Origin of the sequence: Bacteroides mediterraneensis, assembly GCF_025993685.1 — a bacterium.
Taxonomy (GTDB): Bacteria; Bacteroidota; Bacteroidia; order Bacteroidales; family Bacteroidaceae; genus Phocaeicola; species Phocaeicola mediterraneensis_A.
Map to the genome: position 1 here is coordinate 2,867,432 of NZ_DAJPEN010000001.1, position 24,492 is coordinate 2,891,923.

The following is a 24,492-nucleotide window of genomic DNA, read 5'->3' on the forward strand; positions in this document are numbered from 1 at the left end:
ACACCGCAATCCTCCATTTTCCGATGGGGAAATACACAAAAATCTCTAAATAAAAGCCGAAAAAACCGCCGCCAATACGTAGAAAAAAATTACCTTTGTTACATAAACTTTAAAATTATCGCATTATGTATACCATACAGGCCAACGCTTCCGGTACACGAAGCATCGACGTTTCTGAAAAACATCTGGAAACCATCGAAAAATATTCACTCTTCCAACAACTCATTGACAGCAACGGCATCGTAGACGAAACCGTGCTCGACAAGCTGAAACTGAACACCCGTTCACTGATTGCTTCCATGGAAGAAAACAGCAAGGATTTGCTCGACTTGTGCATCGACGTCATTTACCACAACAACATGAAAGCCTTCGGACTGCACCAGCTCATCCTGCTCTATATCAAATGGGAAAGAGAAAAAGAAGAGAAAGAAGACAACGAAGACGAATCTACAGAAGAAACCCACAATTCATAAACTGCCTTGAAAGAATACAAGCTGACCGATTGGCTGCCCACAACCAAAAAAGAAGCCGAACTGAGGGGATGGAATGAACTGGATGTCATTATTTTCAGCGGGGATGCCTACGTGGACCATCCTTCTTTCGGAGCTGCCGTCATCGGACGAATGCTCGAAGCCAAAGGCCTGAAAGTGGCCATCATTCCCCAACCCAACTGGCGCGACGACTTGCGCGACTTTAAGAAACTGGGAAGACCCCGCCTGTTCTTCGGCGTTTCTGCCGGATGCATGGACAGCATGGTCAACAAATACACGGCCAACAAACGACTGAGAAGTGAAGATGCGTATACTCCGGACGGACGCCACGACATGCGTCCGGAGTATCCGAGTATTGTCTATACACAGATTCTGAAGAAGCTGTATCCCGATGTGCCGGTGGTTTTGGGAGGCATTGAAGCTTCCCTCCGACGGCTGACCCACTACGACTACTGGGAAGAAAAGCTACGTCCTTCCATCCTGGTGGAATCGGGAGCGGACTTGCTGATTTACGGCATGGGCGAAAAACCTATTACGGAACTGAGTGAACGACTGCTGAAAGTGGAAGGAGAAACGCATGCCGGCGACCTGCCACACGACATTCCGCAAACGGCTTACCTGATTTCGCAGAAAGAAGCTGCCCATCTGCCGGAGAATCCCAACGGACAGGGTGACCTTACCCTGTATTCCCATGAGGAATGTCTGAAAGACAAGAAAAAACAGGCACAGAATTTCCGCCACATCGAGGAAGAATCCAACCGTTATGCCGCAGCCCGCATACTGCAACAGGTAGGCAAGCAGACGGTGGTCACCAACCCTCCCTATCCTCCGATGACACAAGGAGAGCTGGACATGTCGTTCGACCTGCCTTATACCCGTCTGCCGCATCCCAAATACAAGAACAAACGGATTCCGGCATACGAGATGATTAAATTCTCTGTCAACATCCACCGGGGCTGTTTTGGCGGATGCGCTTTCTGTACCATTTCGGCCCATCAGGGAAAGTTCATTGTCAGCCGAAGCAAGGAAAGTATCCTTAAAGAAGTAAAGACCATCACCGAAATGCCCGACTTCAAAGGCTATCTGAGTGATTTGGGAGGTCCTTCTGCCAACATGTACCAGATGGGAGGAAAAGATACGTCCCTCTGTCAGCGTTGTAAACGCCCGTCGTGCATCCACCCCAAAATCTGCCCGAACTTGAATACCGACCATCATCCGCTGCTGGAAATCTATCATGCGGTAGACAGCTTGCCGGGCATCAAGAAAAGCTTTATTGGAAGCGGGGTACGTTACGACCTGCTTCTGCACCAAAGCAAGGACGCGAAAACCAACCAAAGTACCAGGGAGTATACGCACGAACTGATTACACGCCACGTGAGCGGACGACTGAAGGTGGCACCGGAACATACCAGTGACAAGGTGCTCTACCTGATGCGCAAACCGCCTTTTGAGCAGTTCTATGAGTTCAAGCGTATCTTCGACAAAATCAATAAGGAAGCCGGACTGCGGCAGCAGATTATTCCCTACTTCATCAGTAGCCATCCCGGATGTACGGAAGAGGATATGGCCGAACTGGCCGTCATTACCAAGCGGTTGGATTTCCATCTGGAGCAGGTGCAGGATTTCACCCCGACCCCCATGACGGTCTCCACGGAAGCATGGTACACCGGACTGCATCCTTACACCCTGGAACCCGTCTTCTCGGCCAAGACGCCGCGCGAAAAACTGGCCCAGCGCATGTTCTTCTTCTGGTACAAGCCTGAAGAGCGTAAGGCCATCATCAATGAACTGCGGAAAATCGGCCGGAACGACCTGATTAACAAGCTATACGGAAAATAAGGAATCCACGTAGGGTTCGTCCGTGTCAGGCATGACGCGGACGAATCTTACGGACCACCGTCGACAACGTTTTCTGAATGGTCTTGGTCAGCACAATCAACGTGACGGCCACCAGAATCAGAAAAATTCCCCAAGCCTCCTGTGCCGTAAACGATTCACCGAAAATCAAAGCACCGATACAGACAGCCGTCACCGGCTCCATGGCTCCCAGCACAGAGGTAAGCGTACCCCCGATATGCTGTACGGCCAACACCAGCGTGATATTGGAGATGACGGTCGGCACTACAGCCAACAGCACCAGATTCCCTACCGACACGGCGTCTGGCACCGGTTGTATTCCTTGATTGGTCAGCGCCTTCAGGGCAAACATCACCGTGCTGACAATAAACACATAAAAAGCCAGTTTCCGCCCGTTCATATCGCGCAGGCGGGATTTGTTGACTGCCACAATATAACTGGCGTAGCATACAGCCGAAAGGAGAACGATAATCACCCCCGACACATCAAACGACAATTCATCCCCTTTCAATGAAAGTTCAGACACGCCGTACACGGCCAGCAGAATGGCAACCCATGTCACCCAAGACGCCTTCTCACGAAACAGCACCCACATCAGCAGGGTGACGAACACCGGATAGGTGAAATGCAGGGTAGTGGCCACTCCCGCCCCCATAAAACCATATCCCCAGAACAAGAACATGGCCGAACCGGTGTAAAACAATCCCAGCAAAAGAAACAGCGGAATATCCCGCAGCTCTATATGAAACGATTCCTTTTTCACCTTCATCATCACCCCCAAAGCAAAGGTGGCAAAAAGGAACCGATAGAAAAGAATGGAATCAAACATCATCCCTTTCCGCATCAGCGGAAGGGTAAACAAGGGTATCAAACCGAATGTCACCGAAGTGGCAAGTCCATAGAAAAATCCTTTCAAACTGTTCATACTGCGAAATGTAAGAATAAACTCCGCAAAGGTACACAATTCAGGCCAATATACCTAACACAAAAGAGGCCACAGAAACCTTCTTCGGGTTTCTGCAGCCTCTTTCGGCTATTTTCATCGCAATAATCAGCGGTCTTTTATCGGCTTGTAGTCCACTTCCTCCAGCACGTTCTTGTAGGCCGGACGGATGATGCGGCGACCTTCGAAGTTCAGCTCCTCAATGCGGTGTGCCGTCCATCCTACGATACGGGCCATGGCAAACAGCGGGGTATAGATTTCATGCGGCAATCCCATCATTTCGTAGATAAATCCCGAATAGAAGTCCACGTTCGAACATACCTGCTTCTTGGTGCCTTTCACCTTCTTGAAACATTCTATGGCACGCTGTTCCAACAGTTCCAGGAAAGCAAATTCCTTTTCGCATCCCTTTTCTGCCACCAGCTCGCCGGCCAGTTCCTTCAGCAAGACCGCACGCGGGTCGGAAATGGTGTACACCGCATGACCGATACCGTAAATCAGTCCGCTGCCGTCGTATGCCTCCTTATTCAACATACGGGTCAGATACGTATCAATCTCATCCACGTTCGTCCAATCGGAAATCACCTCCTTCAAGTGATGGAACATCTTGATCACCTGAATATTGGCTCCTCCATGTAACGGACCTTTCAAAGAACCGATACCGGCGGCGATGCTGGAATAGGTATCCGTACGGGTAGAGCTGGTGACGCGTACTGTAAACGTAGAGTTGTTACCACCTCCGTGTTCAGCCTGCAACACCAACAGCAAGTCGAGCATACGGGCTTCCAGCGGCGTATAGTCCTTTTTAATCATATAAAGGAAGTTCTCGGCCAGCGACAGGTTCTCGTGCGGGTGACGGATATGCAAGGAACGTCCGTGTATGCTGTGACGATAAATGTTATAAGCATACGCAATGATGGTCGGGAACTTGGAAATCAGCTCAATGGACTGACGCATCAGGTTGTCGCGTGAGATGTCATCCGGATTCGGGTCGAACGTATACATCTCCAGCACACTGCGGGCCAGGATGTTCATGATGTTCTGTCCCTCCAGGTCGATGATGTTCATCGTGGTCTTCTTGTCGAGCGGCATGTTGTCGTTAATCAGCTCCTTGAACGAAGCCAGCTGCTCACTGTCCGGGAGTTCTCCCGAAAGCAACAGATAAGCCACTTCCTCAAAGCCGAAACGTTTCTCACGCAACAGCGCATGGGCGATGTCGTCCAAGTCGTATCCACGATAAAACAACTTGCCCGGAATCGGTTTCAGTCCCTGGTCGGTACGTTCATACCCTACCACATTACCAATCTTCGTCAGTCCCACCAGTACTCCCGTACCGTCTTCATTACGAAGGCCACGCTTCACATTGTATTTGGTAAACAGTTCATTGTCTATACGGCATGCCTGCTTGGCACATTCGGAAAGCTTGTAAACGATATATTCCTTTTTCATAAACTACTCTTTTATCCATTAATCACTCCGACAAAAGAACCGTCTGCTCTTACAGCAGTTCGACGATTCGCTGTCCAAAATCCTTTGTTCCCAGTGCGTTTCCTTTCGGCATGAAACGGGCCAGGTCGGCCGTGGCTTCTCCGTTGGAGAATGCTTTTTCCAATGCATTCACAATCAGCTGGGCAGCTTCTTTCCAGCCCATGTATTCCAGCATCATCACCGACGACAACAACAGGGAGCAAGGATTGACCACATCCTGTCCGGCAATGTTCGGCGCCGTGCCGTGAGTAGCCTCAAAAATAGCATGTCCGGTCTGGTAATTGATATTGGCACCCGGTGCGATACCGATACCACCCACCATGGCAGCCAGCTGGTCGGATATATAGTCTCCGTTCAGGTTCAATGTCGCAATCACGGAATATTCTTCCGGCAGCAACAGCGTATTCTGCAGGAACGCATCGGCAATGCAATCCTTCACCACCAGTTTGCCTTCATTGATGGCCTTGGCTACGGCAGCCTTGGCAGATTCCTCGCCCAGGTCTTTCTTCAGACGGTCATACTCGTTCATGGTGAAAGTACGGTCCTTGAATTCCGTTTCAGCCACTTCGTATCCCCAGCGTTTGAAGCCTCCCTCGGTAAACTTCATGATGTTTCCTTTATGTACCAGTGTCACTGAAGGCAGTCCGTTGTCCAGTGCAAACTGGATAGCCGCACGTACCAACCGCTGTGTTCCTTCCTTCGATACCGGTTTCACACCGAATGAAGAAGTTTCCGGGAAACGTACCTTGGTGACGCCCATCTCGTCGTGCAGGAATTTATAGAACTTCTGCGCTTCCGGAGTGCCCTGTTCCCACTCGATACCGGCATAAATATCCTCTGTATTTTCACGGAAAATATACATGTTCACCTTATGAGGCTCTTTCACCGGAGAAACCACTCCTTTGAACCAGCGTACCGGACGCAGACAGACATACAAGTCGAGCGTCTGGCGCAGTGCCACATTCAACGAACGGATACCTCCGCCTACCGGAGTAGTGAGCGGCCCCTTGATACCCACCAGGTATTCCTTGAATGCATCCAACGTAGCTTGCGGCAACCATTCACCTGTCTTTTCAAACGCCTTACCCCCTGCCAGCACTTCTTTCCATTCAATGCTTCGCTTGCCCACGTAGGCCAGTTCTACCGCCGCATTGACAATTTTCTGACATACCGGCGTAATTTCAGCGCCTACTCCATCTCCTTCGATAAAAGGAACCACTACATTGTCGGGAACCATCAGTTTCCCGTCTTCCATATACATCTTGCTGTTACTCATATCTCTCTTATTTTTTAAAGGTGTTCAAGGCAGAACCTGCTTTGAACCAGTTAATTTGCATTTCATTATAGGTGTGAAGCACCTCGAAAGTCTCCGTCGTGCCGTCATCGTGCGTCAATACAGCATATAGCGGATGTCCCGGTGCAAAATGCTGCAATCCCAGGATGGAAATCCGGTCGTGTTCACGCACCTTGTCGTAATCGTTCTTGTCGGCAAAAGTCAGTGCCAGCATACCCTGTTTCTTCAGGTTGGTTTCATGAATACGGGCAAAACTCTTGGCCAGAATCACCCGCACGTTCAGGAAACGCGGTTCCATGGCAGCATGTTCCCGGCTGGAGCCTTCTCCATAGTTTTCTTCCGCCACAACGATAGAGCCCATGCCCTTGGCCTTGTACTGCTTGGCCACGGCAGAAACCGCCTCATACTCGCCCGTCAGCTGGTTCCATACGCAGTTCGTCTTGCCGTTGAACGCATTAACTGCGCCCATCAGCATGTTATCGGAAATATTTTCCAAATGCCCACGGAAACGCAACCACGGTCCGGCCATCGAAATATGGTCGGTCGTACATTTTCCCTGCGTTTTAATCAGCAGCGGCAATTCCAGGAAGTCTTCACCGTTCCATGAAGCAAACGGTTCCAGTTTCTGCAAGCGCTGTGAATCCGGCTGAATGGTGACTTCCACTTTTCCTCCGTCAGCCGAAGGAGCCACATACCCGTTGTCATCCACCGTAAAGCCTTTCAAAGGTAAAGTATCTCCTGTGGGAGGATCCAGTTTCACCGCCTCGCCCTTTTCATTCTTCAGGGTATCTGTCAGCGGATTGAAGCACAAGTCACCGGCAATGGCAAAAGCGACTGCAATTTCCGGTGAAGCGATGAACGCATGCGTATTCGGATTCCCGTCGGCACGTTTGGCAAAGTTACGGTTGAATGAAGTCACGATGGAATTGGCCCGCAACGGGTCGTCGGTCACACGCTTCCACTGGCCGATACAAGGACCACAGGCATTGGTCATCACCACGCCACCGATACTCTTCAGGTCTTCAATCATGCCGTCGCGCTGTGCCGTGCAATACACCTGCTCCGAACCCGGATTGATAATCAGCGAAGCCTGCATCTTCAGTCCCTTGGCCTTTACCTGACGGGCTACCGAAGCCGCACGGCTCAAATCCTGATAAGAGGAGTTGGTGCAGGAGCCAATCAGTCCTACTTCCATCTTCTGCGGGAAACCTTCCTTCTTCACACGGGCCGCAAATTCCGAAATCGGACAAGCCGCATCGGGGGTGAACGGACCGTTCACATAGGGTTCCAAAGCCGAAAGGTCGATTTCAATCAACCGGTCGTAATATTTCTCCGGACACTGTGCCACTTCCGCATCCGCCTGCAAGTCGGCTGCATTGGCCTCAGCCAGTAAAGCAATCTCCTCACGACCGGTCGCACACAAGTAGCGTTTCATTTCCTCATCGTACGGGAAAACCGAAGTCGTGGCTCCCACTTCCGCTCCCATGTTACAGATGGTAGCCTTCCCAGTAGCCGACAACGAATGCGTACCTTCTCCAAAATATTCGATGATGGCATTGGTGCCACCTTTTACGGTCAGAATGCCTGCCAGCTTCAGAATCACATCCTTCGGCGAAGCCCAACCGTTCAGTTTACCGGTCAGCTTCACGCCAATCAGTTTCGGCATCTTCAGTTCCCATTCCATGCCGGTCATCACGTCTACCGCGTCGGCACCGCCTACGCCGATGGCAATCATTCCCAAGCCACCTGCATTCGGCGTATGAGAATCGGTACCCACCATCATTCCGCCCGGGAATGCATAGTTTTCAAGCACCACCTGATGGATGATTCCTGCTCCCGGCTTCCAGAAGCCGATGCCGTATTTCGAAGCCACACTTTTCAAAAAGTCATAGACTTCTTTATTCGTGGTACAAGCGGAAGGCAAATCTTCTTCCACTCCTTTATATGCTTGAATCAAATGGTCGCAATGTACAGTGGCAGGCACTGCCGATACAGATTTCCCGGCATTCATAAACTGCAGCAATGCCATCTGTGCCGTAGCATCCTGCATGGCTACCCGGTCGGGACGGAAATTGACATACTCTTCTCCCCGACGAAACGGAGCCATCATGTGCTCGTCGTACAAATGGGCATACAATATTTTCTCGGCCAAGGTCATGGCACGTCCCAGTTTTTTCCGGGCTTTTCCTACTTTTTCCGCATACGACGCATAGAACGTCTTCTGCATTTCCATGTCATAAATCATCTGAGCAATCCTTTTTATAACTTAGTGCGCAAATATATCGAAAATAAACCACAAATTTGTCTTTAAAAGTGATAAAAAAACAACAAACTGCTATTTATTGTTGCATCTTCTTGACAATCTACATCTTTAAAGAAGAAATTCCAGCCGTTTTTTGGCAGCCCCATCCGCAAACCGAAAAATACTTACATATTTTTACTATTCTCTCTCACAGAACTGGAATTTCCAGCAATATACGATGAGAATCTGACAAATGCAAGCATCTTAATCAAAATATCGACTTCTCTGATTTATGTTTCCCGTGCGGGAAACATACGTTTTCCCAACCAGAAACATACGGTTCCGCCAAGGGAAACGTATGTCTCCGCCTGCGGAAACGTAAAAAACTCCCTTGCCAAATATTACAAATGACAAAGGAGTTCTTATCTCCACGTAAAAGTCAGGTAATAATTATCTAACTAATTAACCTTCGAAAAAGCATTTATAATCAATGTTAATAATTCAAACGACGGAACGCCAAACGAATCTGCTCTTCAAAACAAATGCATTTTAGGGGCTGCTACCTCATCTCCATACTGTGTAAACTATTCCTTCACGTTGCCCCGCAAATTCTTATAGGAAAAGGTCTATTACTGCCAGACTGGAAACAACTCCTATAGCGGATTTCATTCACTCTATAATGAAGATTGCTTATCTGTAGTGCGGCGAAGAAAGTGTTTCTCAGACAGAAGCACAACACCTTGTTCGCTTTTCCCATACAGAATATCATCAGGTTTCGAAAATTTTCCCAAAAGCCATTCGATCAGTCCAAGACTCACTTAATCCTTAGATTCCAAAGCAACATCTACCTATAAAAAACCCCGAGCCTGTATCGAAACAAGCCCGGGGAATCTTTTATTTTCCCAAAAATCATGTATGATTAAGCCAAATCAACAGTCTTCTGTACAATGACAACAGTTTCATTTATAAAGAAAAACATTAATTTGTCAAACTAAAATTACCATCCCATGCATCATTAATCTTCACGTAATAATAATCATAGCCTGTTTTTTCACCAATATCCAAAGAATCATCTTGCGGGTTCTCTGTGTCATCATCCCCAGGTATATCTGCGGTCTTTTTAGTGCCTATAGAATAAAAATGATTACGTTTTATTGAATATCCGGTATTACCCGAATTACTGTCTTGCAAGGGTACAGCTTTTATAATATTTCCACCTTCATTCCAATATACAATATTCAACGCATTCCAATCACCATTGCTACCGCCAAAGTCATAAGAAGTATTATTGCCTGGTGAAGGAAGCAGGAAGCAACTACCGAATAATGTATTAGATTTACACTCTATATTTTCATCCAAATATTGTTTCACATCCTCATCCATTTCGGTCGGAAGCAGATAGCGCTTATTTTCTTCCTGCCCATCAATAGTGACTTTTCTCGAAAAAATATAATCACCACCATTGGAAACATTGGAATAATTGGAAACATCGGTATTGTCTTTAAATTGGAATGTCAACAAATCCGTTTTCCCAAAGCCATTTGGTGCAATACCATTGTCAGTTTCATCCGACGGAAATTTCAATACAGTGACATCCATAATTGTAGAAATTGTCACTTTTGCTACTTTTTGGTTATCCACATGTGAGGGAACCCCTTCCAGATAGACTAGCATACCAGCTACTTGACGTTTCAAAGTAAGGGTGTTTTCAGTAACGAACAGCCCGTACTCATTTACTTTAGCTTCTATTTTACCCGCGAAGATTTCTTCTGGAAATGACTCATTCGTCATATCACATTGTAATCCCACAATATCTACTTCGGTTTCTTCTTCATCTACTTTTACTGTTTTAGTCTGATTGGTTAACGTATATGGAAAATCTTCTCCTGAAGTACAATTATAACCATAAGCTACAATGCTATAAGGACTATGCACTGAATTTTCATCAATTTTTATTTTAATCTTAATCGTAGATGAATTAGTAAGATTTGATTTCTCTATTACATAACTATTTAAAGACTGTTCATCAACCTTAGCTCCATCTACTCCAACAATTTTCACAGCATCATCAATCTGATATGCACCATTTCCGTCAGCCAAGTGATATACCCTGAAACCTATTCGATTCACGTTATTCCCATTTGGGCTGCTTGGATTAAAATGGTCAATAGGCCGTGCTGCACGAGACATAGCACCTGCCAGTGAAATTTCAATAATTCCTTCTCCCGGTTGAAGATTCAATCCATTTTCCTCTTCCACATACAGCACTTTTTCCTGAGTGCAGGCAGTAAAGGCCATCATGCCGCCTAAAACCACCCATAAAAACAACTTCTTTTTCATATCACATCAGAATTAAATTAAACATGTATTTCTAAAACGCTATCTTTATTTTTCCAAATTATGCACCGCATCCCATCCGTCATCCATCAGAATATAAACGCCCACACTACCCGTATCACGATTATAGACGTAACGCAACACGGTGATTTCATTCCGGTTCATCTCGGTCTGAACCGTTTGAAGCTGTATGGTAGGTATCTCCATTTCCGGACTGTCGTACAAATCGACATCTACCGTAGTTCCTGTAGAAGTGGCGGAAGGCGACAAGAATGTGCTACTCACAAACTCCGATGTACGGCTAGTCCATTCGGTGTAAGTGACCACCGTCTCAAGTTCAGTGTAGTTCAGATGGTAATCCACATTCCCCGCCACTCCAGTGACCGTTTTCTTGGACCATCCTATTTCCGAGGGAAAATCCACCGCCTGAATCAACAACTTCCCTTTAATCCGCTTCAAGCTGACCACATAATCATAATGGTATTCATCGTACAACAATTCATCGGCAGTCATATATACGTCATATCCCTCCATGTGTCCCTGATGAAGGTCATAATCGGTACCACCAGACAGAATGCCCTCTTCTCGCAAAATGTTTCCCCACACGACTAGTCCGTAACGCCCGAATGGCAAATCTTCCGGCAAATAGGCCGTAGCCATTTCAGCATCCCCCTCTACATCATGCAAATGACGAATGGTAACGATTTCTCCTGTATCAAGATTATACAGCACATAAAACAATTTCTGGATATAGTTTCGAAAAGGCATATCCTCATCAATGCGATGATCCAATCCGGTTTCACGTTCCACAAAATCTATGTTCTCATAATTCTTGTCCTCAATCGCAATCATAACCTTCAAGGGAGGACAGGGAAGAATCTCGTCGCGGATACACGAGGTCAACCCCATGCACATCACGATTACAATCCAACCAACCATATAGCATTTTATTTTTCTCATCACTCTTCTGACTCATTTTTATTTGACGATTTCCCGAAAAATTTTATCTTCCCGATATTTTTCAAAATCCGGTTCTCCCGCTGCCCTCAAACGAAGTTCATCCAATTGACAAGCATTCTTCAAATGTACTTCAAAAGCCACATCATCTCCTAACCTGGAAGTCACCAGCGCACGCACATATTCAGCCAAAGGACTCTGATCCGAAAGCTCAGCCATAATAGCCTCAGCCTCCTCATTATATGACAGAATCAATGCCACCACGGCTTCATTAAGACTACCGCTTCCTTTAAGGAAGCGATAAGCCTCGTACCACTTCCCTTGCAGAGCCATCAATACCCCCAAGTTACGGAATGCTTCCGGCAACTTCACCTTCCGCAGAAGCTTCTCGGCGGACTTTACATCTCCCTTACGGAAATGGCCTACAGCCAAAGTGTTCATCGTAGCCGGAGTATAATGGACAAAATCTTTCAATAAATCCACTGCTTTTTCAAACTGTCCTCTACGCAAACAAAGAATGGCTTGATTATTAGCTTCCATCTGCTTTATCGGAAAAGGAATCCGCATTCCATCCGTAGCCAGCACCGACTCATACGAAGTATAGGTATAAGCGCATTCTATCTTGCGGTCTTTCTGAAGGTATCTGCTGCATATATCTTTCCAGCAAGATAAACGACGAATATACTGCTCCTGCACGTCGTCATCACTCCCAGGATAACGCCTCAGAATCTGCCCCACGGATAAAGAGTCTGGATGACCATCGTCCACCATAGCCTGATAGACTGGCAACCAACCCTCCGGACGTGAATCTACAACCATACGGGTATATAATTCCGGATGAATATCCAGTTCCTTTAGCAACCATTCTCGAAGTGACTCAGCACGTTTGCGAGCCAGTGTAGTATTAAATGCACGGGAACCATCGGCAGAAGCCATTCCATAAATACGAAAATCCCCCACACGAGTCAGCGTATCCGCAAGTATCGGACGTAGGCTACCAGCAAGTTTCTTCAACTGACTGCGGTTGTTTCCCAAGTCTGAACGGATTTCATGACGATTGATAAGAAACTGCAACAGTACCTCTACCTTTCCTTCATGAAACGTGGGTTCCATCCGAACCAGTTCAAACGTATCCTGGATAAGAGAAGCTAAGTTTCGGACGGAAGCCACTTCAACCGTATCCAATCCTGTACAGCCTCCGCAACCATCCTCGGTCACAATGGCCTGCACACATCCTGTATGCACACCCAAAGGTATAGTCAAGGTCTCCCGATAAGGCAGTTCCAACCCGCCGGAAACTCCTTCCGCCTTGCCTGTATAAGCATCATACGGGTCCTGATAGTTTTGTACAACCTTTCTACGGTACATCTTTTTTGCATATATAGGTGCATCCACCACAAGTGGAGTGAGTTCTTCGCTCAACTTTCCATCGAGCAGCAGTTGTGGCACGATAATCAAACGGCTGCGCCGAGATAAATACTGCGAAGGAACCCGAAATACCACATCCACACATACACTGCCGTTTGTATCAGGCGCCAGCACACAAGAAAAAGGAGTCACTTCAACACGAGAGGCAGAAGACTTACCTGATGCACAACCTCCCAGGAATGACAAGCAAGCACCTAAAAACATTGCATAACACAGAATAACAGTTATCTTCATTTTCATGTCTTTTTAAAAGGTATAAATCAGTGAAACTGCCGCTTTTGTCGGTCCAAAATAGTTCTTCCGTTCAGGTATTCTACATTTCTCACAATAAATACGAGGGCTTTTATCATACCAGAGGCGCGCATATCCCACTCCAAAAGAGACTTCCAAATTCCAATAAGGTGAAAGTATCCAGTCATAGCCATAAGAAATTCCACCGCCGGACAAATAACCATCGTAACGGGTATCTTTAAAGCCGCCGAAGAACTGGGCACCATGCAAATGCAGGCCGAGAAAATGTCCTTCAAACTTCTCGCAGAGCCAGTATTTCACTTCGGGCTGCACCAGCCAGAAACGCATTTTCTTATTGTCCTTAAAAGTCCACGGATTGTATGCTGCAAAAAGTTCAAAAGTTACTTTCTTACTTAGAGAAAACTCCATACCTGCATTAGGCGTAATAATCCCCCAATAAAAAATATTGGTTTTAAATGCTACATTTTGTCCCACCAAAGAAAGAGATGACATAGTCAGCAAGCATAAAAGCAATACACGATATAACAATTTTCTATACATATCGAGAAGTTTTTACATTCTTAGTCTTGCACAAAACTAACACTCTGTTTTCATACATACCATAGCAGGAAGAAAGTATGTACTTATCGGGACTTTTTCTGTACAATATGGCATTATATCAATTCCAATTAATCAATCGGTACAGCAAAACCCCACTAAAAAGTATACTCATCTACTCTATCTGTGGCAGATTCCACACACCGCTGTGGCAGAATCAGACCTACACACATATAAAAGACAGGACATAAAAAAGTCTGCCATAGAGCAGACCATAAAAAGAAAAACTTCAAAAATCAGCGTGTCCTACGCTTTAGATACTGCTTAGGCGAAAGACCTGTTATTTGCTTAAATTGCCGATAGAAAGTAGAACGTGAACTAAAACCTGCCTTTTCATAAACAAGCAAATCCATATTATCCGCCTCTGACTTGTTCATTAAATCAATAGCATAATTTACTCGATATTCTGCCAACCATACACTAAAATTCACTCCTGTCACCCGATTAATGGCGACAGATAAATACGTACGGTTCGTCATGAGCATTTGAGCTAATGATGAGAGTGTCAGGTCTGGGTTTAAAAACGGTTGCTCATTTTTCATCACCAGCAACACACGATGATATAATTTATAATAAAAGTCATTGTTATCCAATCCTTTTTCTCCATTTTCCGGAAAGAGAGACTCTTTTTCATCAGTTTCAGAAGTAACCAGAAGACGAGTCTGTACCATAGAATAATGATTCGCTAAATACAAGTTGATTTCACGCCATTCGATATAACGCCGCATCAAGGTTTCGAACAATACATGCAACTGACGTTTTTTATCTCTCCAATAAATGATACCCCACACCACAAGTACCATCAGCAATATAACCAGTAAGCTAAGCCCTATCACCTGTATGCGTTTTCTAAAAAGCATATCCTCTGTTTTGATAAGTTCCTTTTCCTTTGCCACTACATCCAGTTTTATAGAATAATACGCCAACATTCCCCTCAACTGATTATCAGAATATCGTTCTGATATGGTTTTCCATGCCGGCAAGAACTCCACAGCACTCTTCATGTCATCATATTTCAGGAAAATGTCCATAAGCGGTGATGCTACCTCATATAAATGTGGGGCAGGCTTGGATTCCATTATTATATGTTTAGCCTCATTGTAATAACGTATGGCTCTTTCCCTATCTCCAGCTAAATCATAGGCTCTACCCAACCGGAAACAGACACTTTCAAAAGATACAGCCTGTTCTTTATAAGAAGAATATTCATCATACAAGCCTTGGAGTAATTCTATCGCACGACGCAAAGAATCTGGAGTTTCTGTCAGATACCATCCTTTCAGAAAACGGATAGAGTAGTCAACCGATTTGTATGAACCCGGCAACATATCTTCCTTCTTAATATGTAAACGGTCTATTAAAGAAACATAATAGGCAGCAGAATCGTATTTCATAGTATACGCCAGATGCAATGCTTTGGCCAAATAGATATTTCCCATTGTCAACGCATCACTTTTATCTGAAACAACAAGCATTTTATCAAACAAAGAATTGGCTTCCTTGTCTAAATTCCAATTGGAATAAATCAGCGCCAGCAGATTAGTCGCACGATTCAAACAAGCTTTATCACCCAATGAATCTGCAACAGCTATACCACGCTGAAGCAATTCAAGTGCTTTCTTAGGCTCATTATTATCCAAATAATAGGAGGCTGAAAGAGAAAAACTGTTATTCCACAATCTTAACTGCCGGGGTGCAAGCAAAAAAGGAGAGACAGAAGTCAACTCATCGCACAAAGCCAAACAAGTATCCATCTTCTCATGCGACATTAGCCTACTATTAACAATGAAATGATAAATACTATCAAAACGAACTTGTATTTCTTTTTCCCCCTTTTCATTTTCCCTTTTCTTTTGCGTACAAGAAAAGAATAAACAACTCAATAACAACAGTGAAAAACAAAAATACAATGACCCTTTCCTCATAGTAATATATAATACATAATTCAATGAATGCAAAAATACAATAATTCGTCAAAAATCAATACAATTTCTAAGATGTTTTACTTCCTAAAATACATCAAATCTATCGTATTTTCCCTCGAAAGCAAACCTATAGTCCTTACTCTCGGAATCCATTGAATTTTATGTGGTTATTCCAAAGATTTTTTGTAAGTTTGAGAAAACTTTTATTCAACGATATTATGGAAACATCCCTCTTCTGGCTGATACCGGCCGCATCGATGCTGGCATTGGCACTTGCCGGATATTTCTACCGGCAGATGAAACAGGAAAGCGAAGGAACTCCTGCCATGACACGCATCGCCTCGTACGTGCGGCAAGGAGCCATGTCGTACCTGAAACAGCAATATAAAATCGTCACTATCGTGTTTATCGCTCTGGCGGTGCTGTTTGCCGTCATGGCCTACGGGTTCAACCTGCAAAACCACTGGGTGCCTGTGGCCTTCCTGACGGGAGGATTCTTTTCCGGCCTGTCGGGCTACCTGGGTATGAAAACGGCTACCTACGCTTCTGCACGCACAGCAAATGCGGCCCGGAACTCCCTGAACAAAGGCCTGAAAGTGGCGTTCCGCAGCGGAGCCGTCATGGGCCTGGTAGTGGTCGGACTGGGATTGTTCGACATTTCTTTCTGGTATCTGTTGCTGGAGCAATGCATCCCGGAAGATGCCCTGAATCCGACCGCCAAACTGTGCATCATTACCACCACCATGCTAACCTTCGGTATGGGAGCCTCCACACAGGCCCTCTTTGCCCGTGTAGGAGGAGGCATTTACACGAAGGCAGCCGACGTGGGAGCCGACCTGGTGGGGAAAGTGGAAGCGGGTATCCCAGAAGACGACCCGCGTAACCCGGCGACCATTGCCGACAACGTGGGCGACAATGTGGGCGATGTGGCCGGAATGGGAGCCGACCTCTATGAATCTTATTGCGGTTCCATTCTGGCCACAGCGGCCTTGGGAGCGGCGGCCTACATCGGGACCGGCGATACGGTCATGCAGTTCAAGGCAGTCATTGCCCCGATGTTGATTGCAGCAGTCGGTATCCTCTTGTCCATCATCGGTATTTTTGCCGTACGTACCAAAGAAGACGCGGGTATGAGGGAACTGCTCCGGGCCTTGTCAACGGGCACCAACCTCAGCGCGGGACTGATTGTCATCGCTACGTTCGCGATTCTTTGGCTGTTGCAGCTGGAAAACTGGCTCTACATCTCCTGTGCCGTTGTCATCGGACTGGTGGTAGGGGTCATCATCGGGCAATCGACGGAATTCTATACCTCTCAATCCTACAAGCCGACCCGGAAACTGGCGGAAAGCGGAAAAACCGGACCGGCTACGGTCATCATCTCGGGTATCGGACTGGGCATGGTATCTACCACGATTCCGGTCATTGCCGTCGTAGCCGGCATCATCCTGTCCTACTGGCTGGCCTCGGGATTTGACTTCACGAACATCAGTATGGGACTCTACGGCATCGGCATTGCAGCGGTGGGCATGTTGTCCACCTTAGGCATTACGTTGGCTACAGACGCGTATGGTCCGATAGCCGACAACGCCGGAGGCAATGCCGAGATGAGTGGCCTGGGAGAAGAAGTACGTAAACGGACCGATGCGCTGGATTCCTTGGGAAATACCACGGCAGCCACTGGAAAAGGATTTGCCATCGGCTCGGCTGCCCTGACCGGACTGGCACTGCTGGCTTCTTACATCGAAGAAATTCGTATCGGATTGGAACGTATCGGTACTACAGTACTGGAACTTTCCAACGGACTGGAAGTAGTCATTCACGAAGCCGGATTCACGGATTTCATGATGTACTACGATGTCACACTGATGAATCCGAAAGTGCTGTCCGGAATGTTTATCGGCAGCATGATGGCCTTTCTGTTCTGCGGACTGACCATGAATGCGGTGGGCAGAGCAGCAGCCCACATGGTAGAAGAAGTGCGCCGGCAGTTCCGTGAAATCAAAGGGATTCTGGAAGGCAAAGCGGAACCGGATTATGCCCGTTGCGTACAAATCTCCACACTGGGTGCCCAGAAAGAAATGGTGTTCCCTTCCCTATTGGCCATCATCGCTCCCATTGTGACGGGACTGCTGTTCGGGGTACCGGGCGTCATCGGACTGCTGATAGGAGGATTGTCATCGGGCTTTATCCTGGCCATCTTCATGGCTAACTCCGGCGGTGCCTGGGACAATGCGAAGAAATACGTGGAAGAAGGTAACTTTGGCGGGAAAGGCAGCGAAGTACACCGGGCCACCGTGGTAGGCGATACGGTAGGCGACCCGTTCAAGGACACTTCCGGTCCGAGCCTGAACATCCTCATCAAACTGATGAGCATGGTGGCCATCGTCATGGCCGGACTGACCGTCTCCTGGAGCTTGTTCTAAGCAGACCCCCAGCAGCAATATAGAAATACTACCTCCAAGCGAGGAATGGAAACAGAATAATAACCATACAAAAAATCTCCTGCTCAGCCTCAGTTCATGCGAACTTTCCGGCTGAAAGCAGGAGATTTTTTACTTTAGTATTTCTTTACAGGCAGTTCTTTTTCCTAAAGTTCATCTTTCCCCAGCACACGGCAATGATGCGCTTCGAGCACCTTCAGACAGTGTGCCATATCATTGGGTTTGATGACCACATGGGCCTGGTCGGCCTGGGCAAACGCATACATGTATTCAATGAAAATCTGCTCTTCGGCCAAATATTCCAACACCACCGCCAGCGAGCCGGGCACATTGTCACACGACAGACAGACCACATCGGTCGACATCACGGCAAAATCTTTTGCCCGGAGCACCTCGACTGCTTTCTCCACATCGGAAACAATCAGGCGTAAAATACCGAAATCGGCAGTCTCGGCCATACTGAAGGCATGCATATTGATACCATTTGCTCCCAACGCATGCACCACGTCATTGATTCTTCCGGTCTTATTTTCCAGAAAAACGGATAATTGTTTGATTATCATAGATTCACTTCCTTTAATTACACCAATACTCGGTTATCAATCACACGTTTGGACTTTCCCTGGCTACGGGCTATGCTGTTCGGTTCCACCAGTTTGACTTCCGCACTGATGGAGAGCACACTCTTCAAGCGGTCGGACAGGGTCTTCTTCAGCCTCAGCATGGAACCGATGTCGTCGCTGAAAAAGTCGCGGCGCACTTCCACCTGCACTTCCAGCGTATCGAGGTTGTTCTTGCGGTCGACCACCAGCAGATACTGCGGTTCAAATTCCTTCATGCCCAGAATCACACTTTCCACCTGTGACGGGAAGACATTGATACCCCTGATTATCAGCATATCGTCGCTTCGACCCATAATCGGCGTCATACGCACACTGGTACGTCCGCAAGGACACGGGTCAGCAATCAGGGAAGTCAGGTCTTTGGTGCGATAGCGGAGCAGCGGCATGCCCTCCTTGGTCAACGTGGTAAACACCAGTTCTCCCTGCGTGCCATACGGCAGATTCTGACACGTCACTGGGTCGATGATTTCCGGATAGAAATGGTCCTCATTAATATGGGAACCATACTGCTCCTGGCATTCGTAAGACACGCCCGGCCCCATAATCTCACTCAATCCATAAATGTTGTAGCCCTTCAGCCCCAAACGGCTCTGGATTTCCTGACGCATGTTTTCCGTCCAAGGTTCCGCCCCAAAAGCGCCGATACGCAATCCCAGTTCTTCCTTGCGGATACCCATCCGTTCCACCACCTCTGCCAGATACAAGGCATACGAAGGCGTACAGGCAATGCCCGTGATATGCAAATCCCGAATCAGGCGTACATGTTTTTCCGTATTTCCGGTAGAAGCCGGAATCACGGTCGCCCCCAGATTTTCCACACCATAGTGCGCTCCCAGTCCGCCGGTAAACAGACCATATCCGTAACTCACGGAAAAGGTGTCTTCCCGAGTCACTCCGTATGCCGAAAGACAACGCGACATCACCTCCGACCAGATAGACAAGTCGCGGCGGGTATATCCCACGATGGTCGGGTTACCTGTTGTTCCGGAAGAAGCATGCACACGCACCACTTCCGAAAGAGGAGCCGCCATCAGCCCGTACGGATAATTGTCCCGCAAATCCTGTTTGGTGGTAAAAGGCAGTTTCGTGATGTCCTCAATTTCCCGGATGTCATCGGGAGTGAGGTCCATCTCCTGCATCTTGTGCCGATAGAAAGGCACATTATGGTACACATACTGCACCAGTTTGCACAAACGTTTCCCCTGCAGCTCACGCATCTGTTCACGCGGCATACATTCTTTGTTCGGATTCCAAATCATAGTGTGTTTTTCTTTATTTTGTAGTAGTTTGGTTATTTGCTCGGCACAGGATGTTCTTCCTGAAAAGCCTTCATCCGTTCTTCCAACACCGGATAGAGTTCCTCCCGCATCCGGGAAGTACAGGCTCTCACCCCCTGCTGTTCACTACCCGTCGTCGACAGGGAGATACTGCTCACCCCGTACATCATCAGTTCACGGAGCAACTCACCACCCGTCAGTCCGGGATAGCCCAAGGTAAAGAAAAAGCCATCGCCCACCTGCTGGGTCACATCCTTGTCATATACCACCGAAAAGCCATGAGCGGTGAAAATCTGCTTCATCCGGCGGGCGCGCCGTTCATACTCACGGACGTCTTCCACAAAATTGATTTCACCGGTAATGGATTTTTCCAGCATCTCCGCCATGGCATACTGGGTAGTGGCCGTGCAGCCGGAAGTAATCATATACATGATGGAAGCGATGAAGGTCGGCCCGAACACGCCTGAATCCTCATAACGGGAAGCCAAGGCCGGATACTGTATATCAAACAGCTTATCAGACACACAAGCCAAGGCAATGCGCTGTCCGGCATAGCTGAAAATCTTGGAAGCAGACAACATGAGAATATAATTGTCGGTATAACGGGCCACAGTAGGCACGAAAGGAGGCTGATAAGGACAGCCGAACGCATGGCGGAAATCCATACAGAAATACGCCTGGTCTTCCATGACCACTGCATCATACCGCGTAGCCAGTTCCCCGATGATTTTCAGTTCACTTTCTTCCAGGCAAATCCAAGCCGGATTGTTGGGATTGGAATAGACAATGGCCGCAATATCTCCTTTGGAAAGGAAACTTTCCAGTTTGGCACGCAACGGTTCTCCCCGGAAATCATGGATATCGAACGACTCCCACGCAATGCCCAAGATACGCAACTGGGACTTCTGTATCGGGAAACCCGGGTCGATAAACAGCACCTTGTCTTTTCCGGGAATCCGCTGGGTACAGGCGATAAAAGCCCCAAAAGAAGCCGCAACGGAACCCGTGGTAGGCAAACAGGCACGTGGAGAAATATCCACATCAATAAATGCCTTTACAAAACGGGAAGCAGCCTGCTTCAGCTCGGCCACTCCGGCAGCTGCCGGATACTGGGAACCGACTCCCCTGTCAAGCGCCTTTTTCTCGGCCTCAATCCCCACTTTATTTGCCGGGAGACCGGGAGACCCCTGATCCATCCGGATAAAGGGAATACCCGTAAGTTCTTCCAGACGGGAAGCCACCAGCAACACATCTCCGATGGTCGCATTGGACAAATCGGCCACCTTCATTTCCTTGGCCACAGAGTTGACCAGGTCTTCACTAAACACGCAGCTCATAAGCCTTTAGAATTTCAATTGTTTCACATATTCATGACCGATATCGAACGCCCGGTAATTCATCTGCACCACCTCTTCTCCTTTCGGCGCAAAGATACGTCCTACACTTTCACGCAGCACGTCTGCATCCAGGATTTTCAAGAAAGGAGCAGCCGCACCCAACAAGATGACATTGGCCGACCTGGGTATCTGATTCTCCTTTGCCAGATTTTCCACATCCAACACCACCACATGAGGCTGCGCATGAAGTTCCGCCCGCAGTTTTTCGTCTTCCGGATAATTGGAAATATTCTTGAACGGAGTGGCCGAAGTGATAATCCATCCGTCTTTCGACAAATACGGAAGATAACGCAGTGCCTCCATCGGTTCCAGTGAAATAATCATATCCGCTGTGCCCAAGGGTATCAAATCGGAAGCAATCGGCGCCTCCGACAAACGCAGGTTCGACTGCACATCGCCTCCCCGCTGACTCATTCCGTGTACTTCGGCCTGTTTCAGGTTCAGCCCCAGATGCAGGGCCGCCTCACCGATAATCGTGGCAATGGACAGAATTCCCTGTCCGCCCACTCCAGAAAGTATGATATCTGTTTTCATTGTTTCTTTGCTTTTTGCTGTTTCAGTTTCCGGTTCAACGTCTGCATACATTCCCTGCGCGGAATAATGACAGACACACCCTTGTATTCTATCTCTTCCCGAATGACCCGGGTGATTTCTTCCATGTTCTTGGGAAGCGGTACCACCACACGGACATGCTCCGGCTTCACTCCCAATCCCAGACAGATGGCCTCGAACTTATTGGTACCGGCTGAATCCTGTCCTCCAGTCATGGCTGTAGTCAGGTTGTCGGAAATAACGACCGTGATGTTCGATTGATCATTCACCGCATCCAGCAGTCCCGTCATTCCGGAATGGGTGAAAGTGGAATCCCCTATCACGGCAATGGAAGGAAACAGTCCTGCATCGGCCGCTCCTTTGGCCATCGTGATGGAAGCTCCCATATCGACGCAGCTGCTCAATGTGCGGAAAGGCGGAAGTGCCCCCAGCGTATAGCAACCGATATCTCCGAAAATCTTTGCATCCGGATATTCTGCAGCCACCTTATTCAAGGCATCATACACATCGCGGTGGCCGCATCCCTTGCACAAGGCCGGTGGACGGGGTACCACATTCTGTGCGGCCGCATAAACCTGTCCACTCGACAATTCCAAGGCCAGACGCACATTGTCGGGAGTCAGTTCCCCCGTACGGGACAAATCACCGCTCAAACGGCCTTTCACTACATATTTAGAAGGAAGAATGCCTTTTAGCTGTTCTTCTACAAAAGGCTGTCCGTCTTCTACCACCAGAATCTCCTTGCAAGAGTCTGCCAGACGAGTCAAGGCTTCCACCGGCAAAGGATATTGTGAAATCTTCAGTATGGGATAAGGGCATCCTTCCGGAAAGTTTTCCATCACATAGTTGTAACCGATGCCACAAGCCACAATGCCTTTCTCAGCCATCCCTTCCTGCATGCTTAGCTGGTTATAGGCAGAACGTTCAGACTCAGCCTCCAGTTTCGGCTGGTTCTCGATGACTTCCATATAACGGCGACGGGCATTTCCCGGCAACAGCACCCAGTCGGAAGGAACAGACTGACGTCCCGTACAAGTGACTTCCTTTCCGGACGCAGCAACTTCTACTGCCGCACGGGAATGGGCCATTCGGGTGGTAATACGCATCAATACCGGCGTACGCATCTGCTCCGAGAGGTCGTATGCATACGCCATCATATCGTAGGCCTCCTGCTGGGAAGAAGGTTCCAGTATCGGAATTAAAGCAAACTTGCCATAAAAGCGAGAATCCTGCTCATTCTGAGAAGAATGCATGGTAGGATCGTCGGCAGCCAACACCACTACCCCTCCATTGACACCCGTAATGGCTGAATTGACAAAGGCATCGGCACATACGTTCATTCCTACATGCTTCATGCAAACCAGTGCCCGCTTGCCCACATACGATACTCCCAAGGCTGCTTCCATGGCTGTTTTCTCATTGGTACACCAGCTGCTGTGCAACCCGCGCGCTTTCGCTATCGGAGATTCCTGTATATATTCTGTGATTTCGGTCGAAGGAGTTCCCGGATAGGCATAAACCCCGGAAATTCCTGCATGAATGGCGCCCAGTGCTATCGCCTGGTCGCCCAATAACAAAAGTTTATGATTGTCTTTCATAAAATAAGAAGTTAATTCAATGTAAAAGCGTCTGCATCATCCAGCACCGGAAACTTTTTTCGGAAGGCTTCCAGCTCATTCATATCGATGAAGGCTTCCACCTGCCCCTCCTTGCCATCTTCACAAGCAGAAAGTGTCTTTCCATACGGGTCAATAACCGCCGTACCCCCACAATAATCGCAGTACGGGTCTTTTCCTACCCGGTTCACACCCAGCACATAACACTGGTTTTCAATGGCTCGTGCCCGCAACAAAGCCTTCCAAGCCTCCACTCTGGGAGAAGGCCAGCTGGCTACATACAACGCCACATCGTAATCGCCACGGTTCCGGGACCATACAGGGAAGCGCAAGTCATAGCACACTTCGAGCAGAAACCGTACACCACGGAAATTCACCACGACACGTTCCGTACCTGCCGTATAATGTTTGTCTTCTCCACCATACGTGAACAAATGCTTTTTGTCGTACCATTGCACTTTCCCGTCGGGATGCACAAAGAAAAAACGGTTATAGAATTTTCCATTTTCCGCTATGGAGATACTGCCGGCAAGGGCACAATCATGCGCACAGGCCGTCTGTTTCATCCATTGCAAGGTAGGGCTGTCTGCCGGTTCCGCAATACCTTCCGGCAAAGTGCAAAAACCCGTAGAAAACATTTCCGGAAGCACAAACAAATCGACTTTATCGTAATGATCAATGGCCTTTCCCAAACGAGCTACATTGCCTACAGGATCGGCCCAACAAATATCTGTCTGCAATAAGATTATTTTCATGCTTTTCATTCATTAGAAAC

At 47.6% G+C, this 24,492-nt stretch carries 18 protein-coding genes; 3 read left to right on the forward strand and 15 right to left on the reverse strand.

Features of this window, described 5'->3' with window-relative positions; translation table 11 throughout:
• The first annotated feature begins 125 nt into the window (after positions 1-125).
• Positions 126-473 carry a hypothetical protein gene (locus OIM59_RS12380; protein WP_299169806.1) on the forward strand — a complete coding sequence of 116 codons (348 nt, stop codon included), beginning with the start codon at positions 126-128 and terminating at the stop codon, positions 471-473.
• Between the two features lie 6 nt (positions 474-479).
• The gene (locus OIM59_RS12385) at positions 480-2,330 is read left to right on the forward strand and encodes a YgiQ family radical SAM protein (protein WP_303897004.1); all 1,851 of its coding nucleotides are present in this window, start codon (positions 480-482) and stop codon (positions 2,328-2,330) included.
• A 25-nt stretch (positions 2,331-2,355) separates the two neighbouring features.
• Here the strand turns inward: OIM59_RS12385 and OIM59_RS12390 are convergent, their stop codons facing one another.
• The 9 genes from OIM59_RS12390 to OIM59_RS12430 form a co-directional block, all read right to left on the reverse strand.
• Entirely contained in the window at positions 2,356-3,273 is a 918-nt protein-coding gene (locus OIM59_RS12390) for a DMT family transporter (protein ID WP_303897006.1), read from the reverse strand.
• 126 nt (positions 3,274-3,399) lie between these two features.
• Positions 3,400-4,740, reverse strand: coding sequence for a citrate/2-methylcitrate synthase (locus OIM59_RS12395; protein ID WP_022353614.1), 1,341 nt, complete (start codon positions 4,738-4,740; stop codon positions 3,400-3,402).
• A gap of 49 nt (positions 4,741-4,789) precedes the next feature.
• Complete coding sequence (gene icd / locus OIM59_RS12400) at positions 4,790-6,055, reverse strand: NADP-dependent isocitrate dehydrogenase (protein ID WP_072543233.1); 1,266 nt, start codon at positions 6,053-6,055, stop codon at positions 4,790-4,792.
• Between the two features lie 7 nt (positions 6,056-6,062).
• Positions 6,063-8,318: an aconitate hydratase gene (locus OIM59_RS12405; protein ID WP_303897009.1), complete on the reverse strand. Its 2,256-nt coding sequence runs from the start codon at positions 8,316-8,318 to the stop codon at positions 6,063-6,065.
• A gap of 975 nt (positions 8,319-9,293) precedes the next feature.
• A complete protein-coding gene (locus OIM59_RS12410) occupies positions 9,294-10,655 on the reverse strand; it encodes a hypothetical protein (protein WP_303897011.1) in 1,362 nt (453 codons plus the stop codon).
• Between the two features lie 45 nt (positions 10,656-10,700).
• Entirely contained in the window at positions 10,701-11,591 is an 891-nt protein-coding gene (locus tag OIM59_RS12415) for a hypothetical protein (RefSeq protein ID WP_303897013.1), read from the reverse strand.
• A 39-nt stretch (positions 11,592-11,630) separates the two neighbouring features.
• Positions 11,631-13,271, reverse strand: a complete 1,641-nt coding sequence (locus tag OIM59_RS12420) for a hypothetical protein (protein WP_303897015.1) — start codon at positions 13,269-13,271, stop codon at positions 11,631-11,633.
• 12 nt (positions 13,272-13,283) lie between these two features.
• On the reverse strand, positions 13,284-13,829 hold the full coding sequence (locus tag OIM59_RS12425; protein ID WP_299169794.1) for a DUF3575 domain-containing protein: 546 nt from the start codon (positions 13,827-13,829) through the stop codon (positions 13,284-13,286).
• A 293-nt stretch (positions 13,830-14,122) separates the two neighbouring features.
• Positions 14,123-15,811 (reverse strand): AraC family transcriptional regulator, encoded by a 1,689-nt coding sequence (locus OIM59_RS12430; protein WP_303897018.1) that lies wholly within the window; start codon positions 15,809-15,811, stop codon positions 14,123-14,125.
• Between the two features lie 218 nt (positions 15,812-16,029).
• On the opposite strand from OIM59_RS12430, the gene OIM59_RS12435 reads away from it, so the two are divergent.
• The gene (locus tag OIM59_RS12435) at positions 16,030-18,234 is read left to right on the forward strand and encodes a sodium-translocating pyrophosphatase (RefSeq protein ID WP_303897020.1); all 2,205 of its coding nucleotides are present in this window, start codon (positions 16,030-16,032) and stop codon (positions 18,232-18,234) included.
• 164 nt (positions 18,235-18,398) lie between these two features.
• Here OIM59_RS12435 and OIM59_RS12440 read toward each other — a convergent pair whose 3' ends face one another.
• Genes OIM59_RS12440 through OIM59_RS12465 form a run of 6 tightly spaced genes read right to left on the reverse strand, consistent with a single transcriptional unit; the run spans position 18,399 to position 24,472 of the window.
• The gene (locus OIM59_RS12440) at positions 18,399-18,815 is read right to left on the reverse strand and encodes a hypothetical protein (protein WP_022353609.1); all 417 of its coding nucleotides are present in this window, start codon (positions 18,813-18,815) and stop codon (positions 18,399-18,401) included.
• A gap of 17 nt (positions 18,816-18,832) precedes the next feature.
• Positions 18,833-20,134, reverse strand: coding sequence for a phenylacetate--CoA ligase family protein (locus tag OIM59_RS12445; RefSeq protein ID WP_072543243.1), 1,302 nt, complete (start codon positions 20,132-20,134; stop codon positions 18,833-18,835).
• A gap of 32 nt (positions 20,135-20,166) precedes the next feature.
• Positions 20,167-21,489, reverse strand: coding sequence for a pyridoxal phosphate-dependent aminotransferase (locus tag OIM59_RS12450; protein WP_303897024.1), 1,323 nt, complete (start codon positions 21,487-21,489; stop codon positions 20,167-20,169).
• Between the two features lie 6 nt (positions 21,490-21,495).
• The gene (locus OIM59_RS12455) at positions 21,496-22,083 is read right to left on the reverse strand and encodes an indolepyruvate oxidoreductase subunit beta (protein WP_303897026.1); all 588 of its coding nucleotides are present in this window, start codon (positions 22,081-22,083) and stop codon (positions 21,496-21,498) included.
• Positions 22,080-23,699 carry a thiamine pyrophosphate-dependent enzyme gene (locus OIM59_RS12460; protein ID WP_303897028.1) on the reverse strand — a complete coding sequence of 540 codons (1,620 nt, stop codon included), beginning with the start codon at positions 23,697-23,699 and terminating at the stop codon, positions 22,080-22,082. Before OIM59_RS12460 ends, OIM59_RS12455 begins: the two co-directional genes overlap by 4 nt.
• Before the next feature lie 11 nt (positions 23,700-23,710).
• Complete coding sequence (locus tag OIM59_RS12465; protein ID WP_303897029.1) at positions 23,711-24,472, reverse strand: amidohydrolase; 762 nt, start codon at positions 24,470-24,472, stop codon at positions 23,711-23,713.
• Between the last annotated feature and the right edge of the window lie 20 nt (positions 24,473-24,492).